General features: G+C 36.4%; 17 protein-coding genes. All 17 read right to left on the reverse strand.

Translation table 11 applies throughout. The features are described from left to right. Positions 1–41: 41 nt before the first annotated feature. Positions 42–467: a flagellar basal body-associated protein FliL gene (gene fliL, locus BQ6100_RS06645; RefSeq protein ID WP_075980919.1), complete on the reverse strand. Its 426-nt coding sequence runs from the start codon at positions 465–467 to the stop codon at positions 42–44. Continuing rightward, positions 457–675 carry a flagellar FlbD family protein gene (locus BQ6100_RS06650; protein ID WP_075980920.1) on the reverse strand — a complete coding sequence of 73 codons (219 nt, stop codon included), beginning with the start codon at positions 673–675 and terminating at the stop codon, positions 457–459. The genes fliL and BQ6100_RS06650 overlap by 11 nt, the downstream gene beginning before the upstream one ends. A 52-nt stretch (positions 676–727) precedes the next feature. Further along, complete coding sequence (locus BQ6100_RS06655; RefSeq protein ID WP_075980921.1) at positions 728–2,026, reverse strand: flagellar hook protein FlgE; 1,299 nt, start codon at positions 2,024–2,026, stop codon at positions 728–730. 70 nt (positions 2,027–2,096) lie between these two features. Continuing rightward, the gene (locus BQ6100_RS06660) at positions 2,097–2,483 is read right to left on the reverse strand and encodes a TIGR02530 family flagellar biosynthesis protein (protein WP_075980922.1); all 387 of its coding nucleotides are present in this window, start codon (positions 2,481–2,483) and stop codon (positions 2,097–2,099) included. A 17-nt stretch (positions 2,484–2,500) separates the two neighbouring features. Then, positions 2,501–3,145 carry a flagellar hook assembly protein FlgD gene (gene flgD, locus BQ6100_RS06665; protein ID WP_075980923.1) on the reverse strand — a complete coding sequence of 215 codons (645 nt, stop codon included), beginning with the start codon at positions 3,143–3,145 and terminating at the stop codon, positions 2,501–2,503. 11 nt (positions 3,146–3,156) lie between these two features. Then, positions 3,157–4,533, reverse strand: a complete 1,377-nt coding sequence (locus BQ6100_RS06670; RefSeq protein ID WP_075980924.1) for a flagellar hook-length control protein FliK — start codon at positions 4,531–4,533, stop codon at positions 3,157–3,159. Between the two features lie 30 nt (positions 4,534–4,563). Beyond that, on the reverse strand, positions 4,564–5,169 hold the full coding sequence (locus tag BQ6100_RS06675; protein WP_075980925.1) for a MotE family protein: 606 nt from the start codon (positions 5,167–5,169) through the stop codon (positions 4,564–4,566). A gap of 8 nt (positions 5,170–5,177) precedes the next feature. Continuing rightward, positions 5,178–5,621, reverse strand: a complete 444-nt coding sequence (gene fliJ / locus BQ6100_RS06680; RefSeq protein ID WP_075980926.1) for a flagellar export protein FliJ — start codon at positions 5,619–5,621, stop codon at positions 5,178–5,180. Positions 5,622–5,625: 4 nt separating this feature from the next. Then, the gene (gene fliI / locus BQ6100_RS06685; RefSeq protein ID WP_075980927.1) at positions 5,626–6,945 is read right to left on the reverse strand and encodes a flagellar protein export ATPase FliI; all 1,320 of its coding nucleotides are present in this window, start codon (positions 6,943–6,945) and stop codon (positions 5,626–5,628) included. Then, positions 6,942–7,718, reverse strand: coding sequence for a flagellar assembly protein FliH (gene fliH / locus BQ6100_RS06690; RefSeq protein ID WP_097677901.1), 777 nt, complete (start codon positions 7,716–7,718; stop codon positions 6,942–6,944). Before fliH ends, fliI begins: the two co-directional genes overlap by 4 nt. Then, positions 7,702–8,718 carry a flagellar motor switch protein FliG gene (gene fliG / locus BQ6100_RS06695; protein ID WP_075980929.1) on the reverse strand — a complete coding sequence of 339 codons (1,017 nt, stop codon included), beginning with the start codon at positions 8,716–8,718 and terminating at the stop codon, positions 7,702–7,704. Before fliG ends, fliH begins: the two co-directional genes overlap by 17 nt. Before the next feature lie 11 nt (positions 8,719–8,729). Beyond that, complete coding sequence (gene fliF, locus BQ6100_RS06700; RefSeq protein WP_075980930.1) at positions 8,730–10,331, reverse strand: flagellar basal-body MS-ring/collar protein FliF; 1,602 nt, start codon at positions 10,329–10,331, stop codon at positions 8,730–8,732. A 68-nt stretch (positions 10,332–10,399) separates the two neighbouring features. Further along, positions 10,400–10,660, reverse strand: coding sequence for a flagellar hook-basal body complex protein FliE (fliE, locus tag BQ6100_RS06705; RefSeq protein WP_235816574.1), 261 nt, complete (start codon positions 10,658–10,660; stop codon positions 10,400–10,402). 69 nt (positions 10,661–10,729) lie between these two features. Beyond that, positions 10,730–11,188 (reverse strand): flagellar basal body rod protein FlgC, encoded by a 459-nt coding sequence (flgC, locus tag BQ6100_RS06710; protein WP_075980932.1) that lies wholly within the window; start codon positions 11,186–11,188, stop codon positions 10,730–10,732. A gap of 2 nt (positions 11,189–11,190) precedes the next feature. After that, positions 11,191–11,586 carry a flagellar basal body rod protein FlgB gene (gene flgB / locus BQ6100_RS06715; protein ID WP_075980933.1) on the reverse strand — a complete coding sequence of 132 codons (396 nt, stop codon included), beginning with the start codon at positions 11,584–11,586 and terminating at the stop codon, positions 11,191–11,193. Between the two features lie 357 nt (positions 11,587–11,943). Beyond that, positions 11,944–12,723 (reverse strand): GTP-sensing pleiotropic transcriptional regulator CodY, encoded by a 780-nt coding sequence (codY, locus tag BQ6100_RS06720; protein WP_075980934.1) that lies wholly within the window; start codon positions 12,721–12,723, stop codon positions 11,944–11,946. Positions 12,724–12,928: 205 nt separating this feature from the next. Continuing rightward, positions 12,929–14,335, reverse strand: a complete 1,407-nt coding sequence (hslU, locus tag BQ6100_RS06725; RefSeq protein WP_075980935.1) for an HslU--HslV peptidase ATPase subunit — start codon at positions 14,333–14,335, stop codon at positions 12,929–12,931. Between the last annotated feature and the right edge of the window lie 10 nt (positions 14,336–14,345).

Genomic DNA, 14,345 nt, shown 5'->3' on the forward strand with positions numbered 1-14,345 from the left:
CTCACCTCCATATTAAGTCGTGTCTTTTCTAAGATCTTCCTTTACTGGAGGAGAGACTCTGTAATATAGACCTGTTCAACCTTACCTTCTTGCATCAGTTCATTGATTTTTACTTTTAAACTTTCTTCGAGAGCCGTCTTTCCTTCCTTACCCTTTAATTCGTCTGCCTTTTTTTCCGATAGTTCTTCTATGATAATATTCTTCACTTGAAAATCTCTTTTTTCCAATTCTTCTTTCGCTTTTTTACTATCTGTTTGTATTTTAAAAGAAATACGAATAAAGTCATCACTTGCTAAATTTGTGGTAATCTCCGGAACATCAACAGAAGCCTCTAATACCTCATCTATTGTTGGAGGCTTGTCCTCTTGTCCGGTAAATTTTAGTACAACCACTACTGCTATAGCACCCACAAGTGTGATAGCAACCAGTAAAATTAGCATGATCATTAATAGCTTATTATTCTTCATCTTCATTATCCTCCAACTGCCTGCCGAGAAGGTTGATGGATCTATAGAATTTCTCTACCATTTGGGTGACCTGTTCCTCTTTTTCCCTCACAACATACTTATTGTTGTTTGTTAGGGTAATTGTTGTATCAGGAAAGGATTCTATTGTCTCTATAAAAATCGCATTGATAAAAAATGGCTTTCCATTTAACCGAGTGAGCTTAATCAATGTTATATCAAGGTTGAAGGATTAAAGCCTTCAACCTTGTCCCTCCCTTAGACTATCGTTTTAAGTTTACTAGTTCTTGTAAAATCTCATCAGATGTTGTGATGATTCGAGTATTTGCCTGGAAACCACGTTGAGCGGTAATCATTTCAGTGAATTCCTCGGAAAGGTCTACGTTTGACATTTCTAGGGATCCTGAAGCGATTGTACCACGTCCCTCACCTGCGACATTTATATCAGGTGTTCCTGAGTTAACAGTTTCTTGGAAGAGGTTGTTGCCGGCTTTGTTTAACCCAGAGCTGTTACTGAATTTAGCAATTGCGATTCGACCAAGTGTTGAAATTTGTCCATTTGAGTAAACACCATTAATTTCTCCCATGGAACCGATACTAAAGCTTTCGAGTTTCCCTTCAGTAAAACCATTAGGATTGGATAATACTGTTGAACCACCAGTATTTCTTGTAATTCCTTCTGTAGAAATTGTTACACCTTTTAAATATGTTACAGGCGTTGTTGGTAATGGAATACCGGCTGTCGTAAATGCTGCTTCTGGTGTAAATGTACTATTATTATTTGCATCAATTTTTAAAACGCCATCCTGGTTAATCGCTGCTACTGGAGGAGTTGCAGATGGATTCCCTTTTATCTGATCTAAGGTCTTACCATAAAACACATGCCAAGTATCTGTTGCTACTGCAGGAGTCCCCACAGAAGTAGTACTTATCTTTTTATAGTGAACATCAATTGTATGTTCATTACCAGAGCTGTCCACTACTTTGACTTGTTGGGTAAAAATATTATCATTGTTATTATCAATTGTATTTGGGTCTAGATTTCCTGAAATTGTAATCTTATTAGTAGTAGTAGCCGGCAACACAGCATTCACGTTAACCGCTACATCTCCATATGTGTTTGACAAAGTTTTACCATCAGCAAGATATTTATAAGCCTGTACCTTCAATCCATCAGCGTTAACAAGCGTACCGTTATCATCTAAATAGAAGTTTCCCGCACGCGTGTAAAACTCAGAATCCCCTTGTTTTACAACAAAATATCCGTCTCCGTCAATCCCTAAATCAAGCGGGCGGTTTGTTGTTTGTAGACTTGACCCTGTATGAATCGTATCGATGGTTGCAAGAGTCGACCCTAAACCAACCTGAGTTGGGTTTTTTCCTCCACGTGCATCAGTAGAAGCACTTGCCCCTGATACGGTTTGGTTCATCGTATCTTTAAATGTCACGCGACCCTTTTTGAAGCCTGCTGTATTTACATTGGCGATGTTATTACCGATTACGTCTAATTTCGTTTGAAAGTTTTTCATTCCACTAATACCGGAATACATTGAACGTAACATATTGGTTCTCCTTTCTTATTGAGCTGCTTCAATCATTCCACAGCTCTAGGCCTCCATTTACTGGTCCAGCCTACTCATCTAATATAATCGTTCCGTTAATATTGGTAAAGATTTGTGAGGATACTTCATTCCGATCCATTGCCGTGATCACCGTATTGTTTTTGGCACTTACGATTAAAGCTGCATCCTGTAACAATACTAGAGAATCATTGACACCCATTTTTTTCGCTTCGTTTACCTTTTCCTCAATCCGTTCCCACCGAGCATCATTGATATGAATTCCTCTTTTCTGAATACGCTCTTTAGCGTGCTTGCTTATCGTTAATTTCTCATTCGAACGAATAGCTGTTTGTAATTGATCTGAGAATGCATTCGTTTTCAATGTTTGCGGTTTTGTACGAATTTGTTGAGAGTGTACATTCGGTGATTGAATCGGACGAAAAATCGGCCTATCCATCCAACCACTTCCTTTTATTAGCCTTCAATTTTTGTGATTTGGGAAGAAGTTATTTTTGTTTTTGCTTCATCGTTTAATTCAAATAAGGTTTTCCCATCCTTTAAAGAGACCGATTTTACTTCGGCTTGTTTCTCTTCTTTTTTATCATTCAAATAAGTGACTTTCTTTCCTATGAGCATAGTTGCTTGGACTAGATTATTTTCAGCTGATATTTCATTTACTTGAGAAATATTACCTGGCTCTAGTTTTGTTCCATCTTCTAAAAGAAAATAAACTTGATTATCCTTAAATTGGATGGATTTAACCTTTCCAGTCCCCTGTTCGATGACAGTATTGCCGTTCTCATCTTTTGCTTCAGAAATCTTATGCCATGTAATTTCCTTCCCAATAAATTGATTGTAAGAAATTAGTTTATTTTGTTCCTGCGCTTCAGCAAATTTATTAAAGGCAGTTGTCATATTTGTGATTTGCTCCAAGGAAGAAAACTGTGCCATCTGTGCAATAAAATCCTTGTCCTGCATAGGATTTAATGGATCTTGGTTTTGTAATTGAGTCATGAGCAGCTTCAAAAAGTCATCTTTTCCAAGAACATCAGATCCAGTTTTTCTTTGATTGTTTTGATAGTTTTTTAATAGTAAAGATGAATCAATTGTATTTGTCATTTTTTCACCACCTAGACCTCTGCATGAAGAAGTGCATCCTCAAATGATTGATAAAAGCCATCTTCTTGATTCTTTTCACTTTCCTGTTTCCGCTGCTCTTGCCTCTGTTGCTCTCGTCCCTGATGTTCCTGGTTTAAATTATTCTCATTTTGATTCCAACTTTGAGATACTTCGATTCTTTCAAATTGGATATTTTGAGAACTGAAAGCTTGTTTTAAATGGTTGATTTGGGATTCTAACGCTTCCTTTGCAGCACCAGTTGATGCCATGATTTTAGCAACAAGGGTTGATTCTTTTTGAATAAGTTCAATTCGAAGCGATCCTAGATGCTCAGGATTCAATTTCAGCAAGAGCCTTTGAGTATCACCTGATTTCAACAGGCTGCTCTTTGATAAAATGGATTCAAACTGCTGGATAAGCTGCTCCGTCGTGACTGGTTTCCCATTTTTTTCGAGGGTTAATGTCATTTGTTCGACTTTCGACATTTGCTGGAATTGAAAGGCTGGCCCATTTAACAGTTCGGATTTATTTTGCATTCCTGATTCACCATTACCTGAAGAAGTACCTTTTGAGCGAATATCCGTTTGTTTTAATAATTTTGAGATTTCACTCTTAAGATTATCTTCCATACTCACTAATTTCTTTGCTTCATCCCTTTGATTCATTTCTGTTACAATCGGTGCAAAGGTTTTTCGCAGAAATTCTGTCCGACTCGGATGTTTCTGTGACTCGAGAAAAATTTCAATTTTTTCACTAATCTTCTTTAACATTTCTTTCATTTGTTGATTATTGCCAAAGCCATCCTGATGGTTTGAAACTAATTCAAGCAATTTGGTCATCTTCACAACCACTGAGAAATCATTTGAAGTTACTTTCTTCAAATCTTCAGCTGGTAAACTAGAAATTGTTTGAAGAATAGCTATTAAGGAATTCAAAACGTTCTCAATCCCATTCTCTTCCTTCTCATCATTCTCCAATTCACTAACTGGTAGTATGACATCAGGTTGGTTACTAGGTATTGAAATTTGTGAGATTAGGTTTTTCAGAGATTGAATAGCCTCCTGGATAGACGCTTCCGAGATTTCTAAAAAGTCCTTAATCATTTCCATCAGATCCTTATCTCCTGATGAAAGAATCTTGTCTAACAAGGCAAAGCCATTATCTAGGTCGAGAATATCTCCCGTGTTAATGAAATCTACCAGACTTTGAAGGTCAGATTCGGTTAGCATATCTTGAAGAGAGTCATTACTTTGAGATTGTTCCCCAGTTTTCCCTTGAATTTGAGCATTTAATAATCCAACAAAGCCACCAGAAGCTTGCCCCGATGAGTTTTCCTTTGAAGTTATTGGGCTCATACTATTAATGAATCCAAGTGCCCCTATTTCCACTTTCCTCACCTCCTTTCAAAGCAACCACGATTATTGTGCTTGTACTGCCTGACTATCATTTGTTAATATTTCTGTAAATCTTGCAGCGTCCTTTGTATCCATTTGCTCTAGAATAGCTGCAAGCGTCTCAGCCTTCATGCTGGATAATATATTAACTGCTTCCTCCTCTGTCATGGCAGAGATGATAGGTGCAGATTTTTTCGGTGACATCGTTTCATAGGTTTGGATGATTTCTTTCATTGCCTTCTTGTTTTCATTTTGAACAGCATTTAACTCGTCAATCTGTGCTTGGAGCTGCTGTTTTTCTAGATTGGAACGCTCCAATTCTAAATCTTTGTTATCAAGCTGCTTTTCTAATTGTTCTATTTTTGCCTCTCGGTCTTTAATTTCTGCCTCTAGTTCAATGGTCTGCTTTTCCAAGGATTCAGTAGACTTAGGTTTTTCATCCTCCACCATCGAAGAGATAAAAGGAATATTTTCACTAATATCCTTAGCTTTCTCAAACACATTGATTCCGGCAATCGTCAATACGATTAATGCCAATGCAATAGCAAACAATAGAGGAATTACAATGACGAATAAAAACCATTGAAATTTATTAGATTTTTTTCCTTCTTGCTCCATCGCCTTTTCCATTTCATCACCTAACTTCCTCGATTCATATAAAACTGAATCGAGATATCATCCATTTGTTTATTCTCAGATGCTTTCATTTCGTTAACGAATAATAGCAAATCTTTTTCTTTCATTTTTTCATATTTTTTTACTTCAATATTTTTTTCCATTAATTTCTCTTGATAAAAATTCATGCGATTGCGAGCATTGATTACCATCTTTTGATAATACTCAATGCTCTTTTCGATATTAGATATGAATAGCTGATGATGTCTTATCTCTTGTATCGACAAACCATCCTTCAATCTTGATGATTGATAGTTTTCTAAATCTTCCTTCCTTTTTAACAAGGAATATAATTTTTCAGCCACTTCTTCAAACTTTTTAACCGAATCATTATAAACAGATAATGCTTCCTCTTTTTCTCTTTCACGAATAGATAATATTTTTTCAAACTTAAACTGGTATCCCATATTCTTATCTATCCTTTTCCATTAACTGATATAAAGCTTGAACACTTTCCTGCATTGTAACTTTCTCTTCTGTTCTTTGTTTTAAAAAAGAGATGATTTCAGGATATAGTCGAATGGCATCGTCGATGTCTTTCGATGAACCTTTTTTATATGCACCAATATTGATTAAATCTTCTGAGTTAATATAAGTGCTTAACATATCTCTTAGCTTTTCAGCTGTGTAACGATGCTCATCAGGAACAATGTTATTCATGACACGACTAACGCTTTTCAATACGTTAACTGCCGGATACTGTCCTTTATTGGCGAGGTTACGGTCTAGTACAAAGTGTCCATCCAATATCCCTCGAACAGCATCAGCTATCGGTTCATTCATGTCGTCACCATCGACCAGCACAGTATAAATGGCTGTAATGGAACCTTTTTGGTTTCTGCCAGTTCGTTCCAATAATTTCGGTAATATAGCAAAAACCGATGGGGTATATCCTTTCGTGGTAGGTGGTTCACCGATGGCTAAACCTACTTCTCGTTGTGCCATGGCAACCCTCGTTACCGAGTCCATCATCATCATGACATTTAGCCCTTTATCGCGAAAATATTCAGCAATAGCGGTTGCGGTAAAAGCACCTTTTATCCTCATAAGAGCTGGTTGATCACTTGTTGCCACTACAACGATTGATTTTTTTAACCCTTCAGGACCTAAATCATGTTCAATAAACTCACGTACTTCTCTCCCACGCTCCCCAATAAGGGCAATTACATTTAAATCAGCCTTTGAGTTACGTGCAACCATACCAAGCAATGTACTCTTCCCCACTCCACTACCTGCAAAAATCCCAACACGCTGCCCATTACCAACTGTTAGTAAACTATCAATGAGTCGAACACCAATTTCAATAGGCTCATTGATAGGTGGCCTAGTCATGGGATTTGGCGGATTCTGTTCTGTAGGAACAGATGACATTCCTTTCGGTAATAATGAGCCATCTAAGGTATTTCCTAAGGAATCAATCACATTCCCGATTAGTCCCATCCCCACTTTTACTTCCAGAGGTTTTGAGGTGGCTTCCACTAAGCAGCCAGAAGAAATGTCATTAATGGCCGTATATGGCATTAATAAAATATTCTCATCTTTAAAACCAACCACTTCGGCCTGAATAATTCTCTTTCTGTTTTTGTGACCAGCATGAATATAACAGACGTCACCTATTGAGCTTTCTGGACCTTGCGATTCAATCATGAGTCCAACTACTCTTTTTACTCTTCCATACTTTTTAAAGCTATTAATAGAGTCTATTTGCTCAATAACGTCAGCAAGCTTCAAGAATTCTCACTCTCCAAAAGCTCAAAGAGCTTCTCTTTTATTTCTACTAATTGGCCGTCCACACTTGCATCAATTCTTCCATTCGATGATTCAATGATACAAGTAAGCTCACTTAAATCATCATCAGGATAAATATATAAATCTGTCTCTTTTGGAAAAATTCTAACTAGCTCATCTTTCTGACTTAGTAATAAATCATATTGAACGGGATGAACATGAATCTGAATTTCACGGTAATCTCTGGCCTCTTTTAAGGCACGTCTTACGATTGATAGGAATTCCTCTGGCTGATTTTCTAAGGTCTTTCCAAGAATTTTTCCTGCTACCTTCAGTCCGATATCTAAGATCACATTTTCAGATGATTCCACTTTTATGAAATAATCTTGTTTAGAAGAATCAATGACACTTTTTGCTAGGTTCAAATGTTCTTGATACTCGTTAAAGCCTTCCATTCTACCTTGTTCATAGCCCTCGTTATATCCTAATTGGCGAGCCTCCTCGCTTAAGCTTTGCTTTTCCTGCTCCCAAGATTGCTTATCACTGTTCACTTGGTAAATGATTTCATCCGCCTGTTGTTGAGCTTTAGCAAGGATTGCTTGCGCTTCCAACCTAGCTTGTTCCATTAATTGCTGATAATCTGCATCACTTTGGAAAGATATTTCCTCTTGATTCTCATTTTGATTTCTTTCCATAACCTTTATAGAAATTATCTTTTTTTCCTCAGTAAGTGGTGGAGTCCAACCTGATTTAATCACTCTAGACAATGATATCATCACCTCCACCACGTGCTACAACGATTTCACCTGCATCTTCAAGTCGTCTAATAATCGCAACAATTCTTGACTGTGCTTCCTCAACATCCCGTAATCTAACAGGTCCCATATATTCCATTTCTTCCTTAAACGTATCTGCCATCCGTGTTGACATATTCTTGAACACAATTTCTTTTACTTCATCGCTAGATACTTTAAGAGAAAGCATAAGATCGTCATTTTCACAATCTCTAATAATCCTTTGAATTGCTCGATTATCAAGGGTAACGATATCTTCGAATACAAACATCCTTTTCTTAATTTCTTCCGCAAGCTCTGGGTCTTGGATTTCAAGAGCATCAAGAATGGTTCTTTCAGTTTGTCGATCAACTCCATTTAATACTTCGACAACAGCTTCAACTCCACCGGTTTGTGTGTAATCTTGTGTCACAGTAGATGAAAGCTTTCTTTCTAGAATTTGCTCCACTTCATTAATAATTTCTGGGGATGTACTGTCCATGACAGCAATTCTTCTAGCGATATCAGCTTGCATTTCCTGCGGAAGCTCAGAAAGAATTTGACCAGCCTGTGTTGCATCCAAATAGGATAAAATTAGCGCAATCGTTTGTGGATGTTCATTTTGAATAAAGTTCAATATTTGTGCTGGATCAGCTTTCCTTGCAAAATCAAAGGGTCTTACTTGCAAGGATGAGGTTAATCGATTAATAATAATTGAGGCCTGCTCAGTGCCTAATGCCTTTTCTAAAACGGTTTTAGCATAACCAATGCCACCCTGAGAAATATAATCTTGGGCTAATGCAATATTATGGAACTCTTCAAGAACCTCTTCCTTAGAGTGAGAATCTACCTTTTTTACACTGGAAATTTCTAATGTTAATTTTTCTATCTCTTCTTCACTTAAATGCTTATAAACTGATGCAGAAACATCGGGGCCAAGTGAAATTAGAAGAATGGCAGCCTTTTGCTTTCCTGATAAATCTTTCTGATCTTTCTTTGCCAATTTCACTCCTCCTAATCTTCAGCAATCCAACTTCTTAATAGCTTAGCAAATTCCTCTGGTTTCTCTTTTGCCATTTTCTCTAATTGCTTTCGTTTTAAGCTGCCTTCTGTTTCCTTTTCATCATTTACATCAGGGACAGAAATCGTTGAAGCCACTTGGTCTAACATTAGCTCATCCTCATACTCCTCATGTTTCTTACGAGCACGGGCAAATAGGAAGATTAGTAAACCAATTACAGCTAATAAAACTCCACCAATGACATAAACCCACCATGGGATAACTGATTTGGATCCACCTGTAGATACGGTTGTTTTCCCTTTAAACGGTTGAACTGATACAACAATTTTTTGTTCTAATTCTTGGTCCGTCAGTTCAGGCTCTGTACCATCTTTACTTATGGTTGTTCGAACGATGGTTCCTAGCATTTTCGTAATATCATCTACCCGTTCTTGAGGAAGTGAGTTAGGATCATCAGCCACTGGTGGCTCGACCATCACCTGAATACCTAAATCTTTTATCTTATATGGACTTTCTACTATTTCTTTTCGTATTTTGTTTATTTCATAATTAACGGTATCTTCGATTTTTTCATAGTCTCCATTTGAATCACTACCAGCTACATAGCTTGATCCTAATGAATCCGCTGGATCTTCAGCTTGTGGTGTTCCCCCAGCCTTACTTCCATCACCAGTAAAAGTCTCTGTAATCTTTTGAGCACTGACAGCAATCCCCTTCATGTTTTCTTCATCAACCGGGGTAGCCAGATTTTCTTCTCGATTTTCTTGTGTAAAATCAACATCAGCTGTAACAGATGTTACTACTTTGTCTTGCCCCATCAATGTACCAAGCATATTTTGAACTTGTCTTTGTACATCTCGTTCAATCTGCTTTTTAATATCATTTTGAGCAGCAAAAGTGGTACCTGAAGAATTTTCATTGTTTTTCAGATCAAAGTACTCAAAATATTGGTTGGTAATGACGATATTATCAGTAGGAAGATTCGGTACACTTTTAGAAACTAAGTGATATAAGGATTTGATTTGATTTTCTTCAAATTGATAGCCTGGTTTTGTATTCAATACAATGGATGCTGAAGCCTCTTCATTGCTATCGCTAACAAAAATACCTTTTTCAGGAAGACTAATCATTACCTTTGCATCGTTGACCCCATCAATTCCTTTAATAAGATTAGCAAGCTCTGTTTGCATAGCTTCTAGCTTCACTACATTAAATTCATTCTCAGTCATCCCGATTCCAGCCTTTTGGCTAAAAAAGGAGTAATCAATACTTCCTGATTTAGGAATTCCCTCAGCTGCAAGTTCAACCTTTAAAGTATCAACCTGCTCTTCAGGCACCTTAATGGTCGTGCCACCATCTGTTATTTCTGACTCGATTCCCCTACCGTCTAGATTCTCTTTAATAGATCCAGTCTCCGACGGAGTTAAATTGCTATAAAGAGGTACCAAAGTCGTTCTCGTAACAAAAAATGATAGGACAGCAATTAGTACTATGAAAAAAAAGAAAGAACCGATGAAAAAGAATTTCTGTTTTTTTGATCGGCTTGTCCAATATTCTTTTATATTATTAAAGTATTTCTGAAAAGTACTTGTCATTATGAACCCCCGGTTACCTGTGTCTAGTTGACATCAACTAATAACCAATTGAATTTGCGTTTTTTCTATTAAACTTGCATTCTCATCATTTCTTGGTATGCTTCGATTGCCTTATTTCTGATTTCTAGTGTTGCTTGAAGTGTGATGCTTGCCTTTTGACTAGCTATCATCACTTCATGTAAATCTACGTCTTGTCCTGTTGCAAGCTTCTCTGTCAGTTTATCAGAAGTGACTTGTGCTTCATTAACTTGATTAATAGATTCCTTTAAGACGGACGCAAAACTCTTTTGAGCTTCGAATGGTGTAGTTGAAGGTTTACTTGAAACCATTTCATCCGAAAATATTTTAGATGTCGTTGTGGAAGGAAAAGTCACGTTATTCATCTAGTAACCTCTTTTCTATTTTCCAATCTCTAATGCTTTCATTAACATTCCTTTAGATGCATTCATTGCTGTAACGTTGGCTTCATATGACCTAGTTGCGCTTATTAAATCAACCATTTCTCTCAACGGGTCTACATTCGGCATAGCTACATAGCCATTTTCATCCGCATCTGGATGTTCAGGATCATAAACCATATTAAATGGTGTTTCAGTATCATCTTCTATACTCTTCACTTTAACTCCAGTACCAACTGAGCCTTGATTATTCATAGCCACATTTAAAAACGAAGAAAAATTCCCATCCTTTGACTGCAAAATAACTGATTTCCTTCGATATGGCTCCCATTCTCCATTTTCAAGCTGCTTTGCCCGTGTAGTATCCACATTAGCCATATTTGAGGATATAACATCCATTCGCAATCTCTGGGCAGTAAGAGCAGACGCCGATGTATTTATACTATTAAAAATTGACATAATTACTTACCACCTCGAATGACATTCTGCAAGGTTGAAAACTTCCCATTCATCCGTTCAATCATCGCATTGTAATAAATTTGATTGGTCGCAAGATCGGACATCTCTTTATCCATATCGACACTATTCCCATTATCATTGTAAGCAACATTCTTTTGATTAACGATAGAGGAATTTGTACTAGTTGTTTGTTTGAACTCAATATGTCTTGGATCAGACTGATGAGCAGACATCGGACCACTCAATGCAGATTGGAAAACAGATTTAAAGCTTACATCCTTCGCCTTATAATTTGGAGTATCTACATTAGCAATATTTTGCGAAATAACCTTTTGTTTTAAAGAAGAATAGTCTAAGGCATTCTCAATTGTTGTAAAAGTATTTGAAAACAATTTCAAATCTGCCACCTCACTAATTACTATATACATAGTGTTAAAGTTTTTTGTCTAATTTTGCGGAATAATGACGGCATTTGTTATCTAATGCTTATTGTAATGAAAAATATTTGATATGTCTATGTAATAAAAGTCTTATTTCCTAATAATAATTAACCATTTTTCGTTTGGGGGATAATGTTTCATAAGGAAAAATAGCTAAAATGATGAAACAAATCGATAAAAATATCTATTTTTCTACAAAAATTCCCAAAAGAACAAGCTAAAACAGGCTTCTTCATAAATTCCCCAAAAAAAAGATTAGGGTTCAGGATTTCACTCCGACCCTAATCTTAATTGAAATCTACATTTATTAATGGATTAATTTGTTTTTAACTTTTCCAATTCAACTAAAAACTTATCATTAAGAACCTTAATATACGTTCCCTTCATACCTAATGAACGAGATTCAATTACTCCTGCACTTTCCAATTTACGAAGGGCATTAACGATTACGGAACGGGTAATTCCAACACGGTCAGCTATTTTTGAAGCAACTAATAAACCTTCATTTCCGTTTAGTTCTTCAAATATATGTTCAATTGCTTCTAATTCGCTATAAGATAAAGAGCTAATAGCCATTTGTACAACTGCTTTACTTCTTGCTTCGCCCTCAATTTCTTCAGCTTTTTCACGAAGGATTTCCATCCCGACAACCGTTGCACCATATTCTCCTAAAATTAAATCGTCATCATGAAACTTTTCGTTTAATCTGGCAAGAATTAAAGTACCAAGTCTTTCTCCCCCACCAATGATTGGAACGATTGTCGTTAACCCTGATTGAAACAATTCCCTGTTTTCCACTGGAAAAGCTGTATATTCACTTTCAACATCAAGATTTGGAGAGGTTTCTTTAATATTGAAAAGACTATCCGTATATTCTTCAGGAAATTGACGGTCATCTAACATTTTTTTCATACGCTCATTTTCAATTTGCTGATTAATGGCAAAACCTAATAATTTCCCTCTTCTACTAACCACATAGACATTTGCTTCAATCACTTCGCTTAATGTCTCAGACATTTCTTTAAAGTTTACTTGCTTACCAGCAGCCTTTTGTAATAATGCGTTAATTTTTCTCGTTTTTGATAATAAATCCATTTTTCTTCCTCCTAATTTTCCAAAACCTTTTAATCGAATTAATTGGTTCAATTTTACAATAATTATTTCTACAAATATTTCTTCAAAGGAGTTTTTCTCTATTTCCTTCCAAATCTTCCCTTAATTTTTCTCTATTCTCTTTCTAAGTTTTAGGGAATCAACATCATGCCATTTTATTCCCTAAAAAGAAATACCTAATCATTAATTATAAAATAAATTGACTTAAGTCCTTATTTTTAGAAATGGCTCCAAGTTTTTCATCAACATATTGAGGAGTAACTGTAACCTTTTCCATTGAAATATCTGGTGCCTCAAATGATAAATCTTCCAAAAGTTTTTCAAGAATGGTATGTAGTCTCCTAGCACCAATATTATCTGTATTTTGATTTACCTCAAAAGCTACTTCTGCGATCCTACGAATAGCATCGTCAGAAAATTCAATTTCTATACCTTCCGTTTCTAATAAGGCTTGATATTGTTTAATTAAGGCATTATCAGGTTCAATAAGGATTTTATAAAAATCCTCAACAGTTAATTTTGTGAGCTCTACACGAATAGGAAAACGGCCTTGCAGCTCAGGAATTAAATCAGACGGTTTTGCAATATGAAAGGCTCCTGCAGCAATAAAGAGTACATGATCTGTTTTGACTGAACCATATTTTGTTACAACAGTCGAACCTTCAACGACTGGAAGAATATCTCGTTGCACACCTTCTCTAGAAACGTCTGCTGTAGATCCCCCACCGCTTTTACTTGCAATTTTGTCTATTTCGTCGATAAATATAATTCCTGTTTGTTCAGCGCGATAAATAGCATCTTGAGTGACCTCATCCATATCAATTAGCTTCGCTGCTTCTTCATTTGTAAGAATAACCCTAGCCTCGCGAACGGTAACTTTTCTTTTTTTCTTCTTTTTAGGCATCAGTCCACTTAATGCATCCTGCATATTCATTCCCATTTGCTCCATTCCAGAGCCTTGAAGCATATCAAACATGGAAGGGGGTTGTTCTTCAACCTCAACGGATACGATTTCATCTTCCAATTCACCGTTAGCCAATTTTTCCTTGATACTCTTACGTCTTTCTAAAAGGGTATAATCCTCTGAAGGGTCATCTTCTTGATTCTGTTGGTCATTCCCTCCACCAAACAACATTTCTAAAGGGTTTTTATAGCTAGAATTCTTTTTGGTTGATGGGACAAGTAAATCTAATAGTTTTTTATTTGCGCTCTTTTCTGCTATTCCTTTAACTTTTTGCATTTTTTCTTCTTTTACTAAACGAACAGCAGTTTCAACTAAATCTCTAACCATCGATTCAACATCTCGACCAACATAACCGACTTCAGTAAATTTTGTTGCTTCTACTTTAATAAATGGAGCCTTTACAATTCTTGCAATCCTACGGGCGATTTCCGTTTTTCCAACACCAGTCGGTCCAATCATAAGAATATTTTTTGGAATAATTTCATCGCGCAGGTTTTCTGGAAGAAGGCTTCTCCGATATCTATTCCTTAGCGCGACTGCAACAGCTTTTTTAGCATCCTTTTGTCCAATAATATACTGATCTAGTCGTTCAACGATTTGACGGGGTGTTAAGCTTGTTCCTTTATTCATCAAAGACCCT

This window comes from Bacillus massilinigeriensis, from assembly GCF_900117315.1.
GTDB classification, from domain to species: Bacteria; Bacillota; Bacilli; order Bacillales; family Cytobacillaceae; genus Bacillus_BE; species Bacillus_BE massilionigeriensis.

Coding starts and splice junctions, on each gene's coding strand:
- BQ6100_RS06655 (WP_075980921.1), bottom strand. CDS start 2,026: ATGTTACGTTCAATGTATTCCGGTATTAGTGGAATGAAAAACTTTCAA.
- codY (WP_075980934.1), bottom strand. CDS start 12,723: ATGGATTTATTATCAAAAACGAGAAAAATTAACGCATTATTACAAAAG.
- fliL (WP_075980919.1), bottom strand. CDS start 467: ATGAAGAATAATAAGCTATTAATGATCATGCTAATTTTACTGGTTGCT.
- BQ6100_RS06675 (WP_075980925.1), bottom strand. CDS start 5,169: ATGGAAAAGGCGATGGAGCAAGAAGGAAAAAAATCTAATAAATTTCAA.
- hslU (WP_075980935.1), bottom strand. CDS start 14,335: ATGAATAAAGGAACAAGCTTAACACCCCGTCAAATCGTTGAACGACTA.
- fliF (WP_075980930.1), bottom strand. CDS start 10,331: ATGACAAGTACTTTTCAGAAATACTTTAATAATATAAAAGAATATTGG.
- flgD (WP_075980923.1), bottom strand. CDS start 3,145: ATGACAAATACAATTGATTCATCTTTACTATTAAAAAACTATCAAAAC.
- fliE (WP_235816574.1), bottom strand. CDS start 10,660: ATGGTTTCAAGTAAACCTTCAACTACACCATTCGAAGCTCAAAAGAGT.
- BQ6100_RS06660 (WP_075980922.1), bottom strand. CDS start 2,483: ATGGATAGGCCGATTTTTCGTCCGATTCAATCACCGAATGTACACTCT.
- fliJ (WP_075980926.1), bottom strand. CDS start 5,621: ATGGGATACCAGTTTAAGTTTGAAAAAATATTATCTATTCGTGAAAGA.
- flgC (WP_075980932.1), bottom strand. CDS start 11,188: ATGTCAATTTTTAATAGTATAAATACATCGGCGTCTGCTCTTACTGCC.
- fliH (WP_097677901.1), bottom strand. CDS start 7,718: ATGATATCATTGTCTAGAGTGATTAAATCAGGTTGGACTCCACCACTT.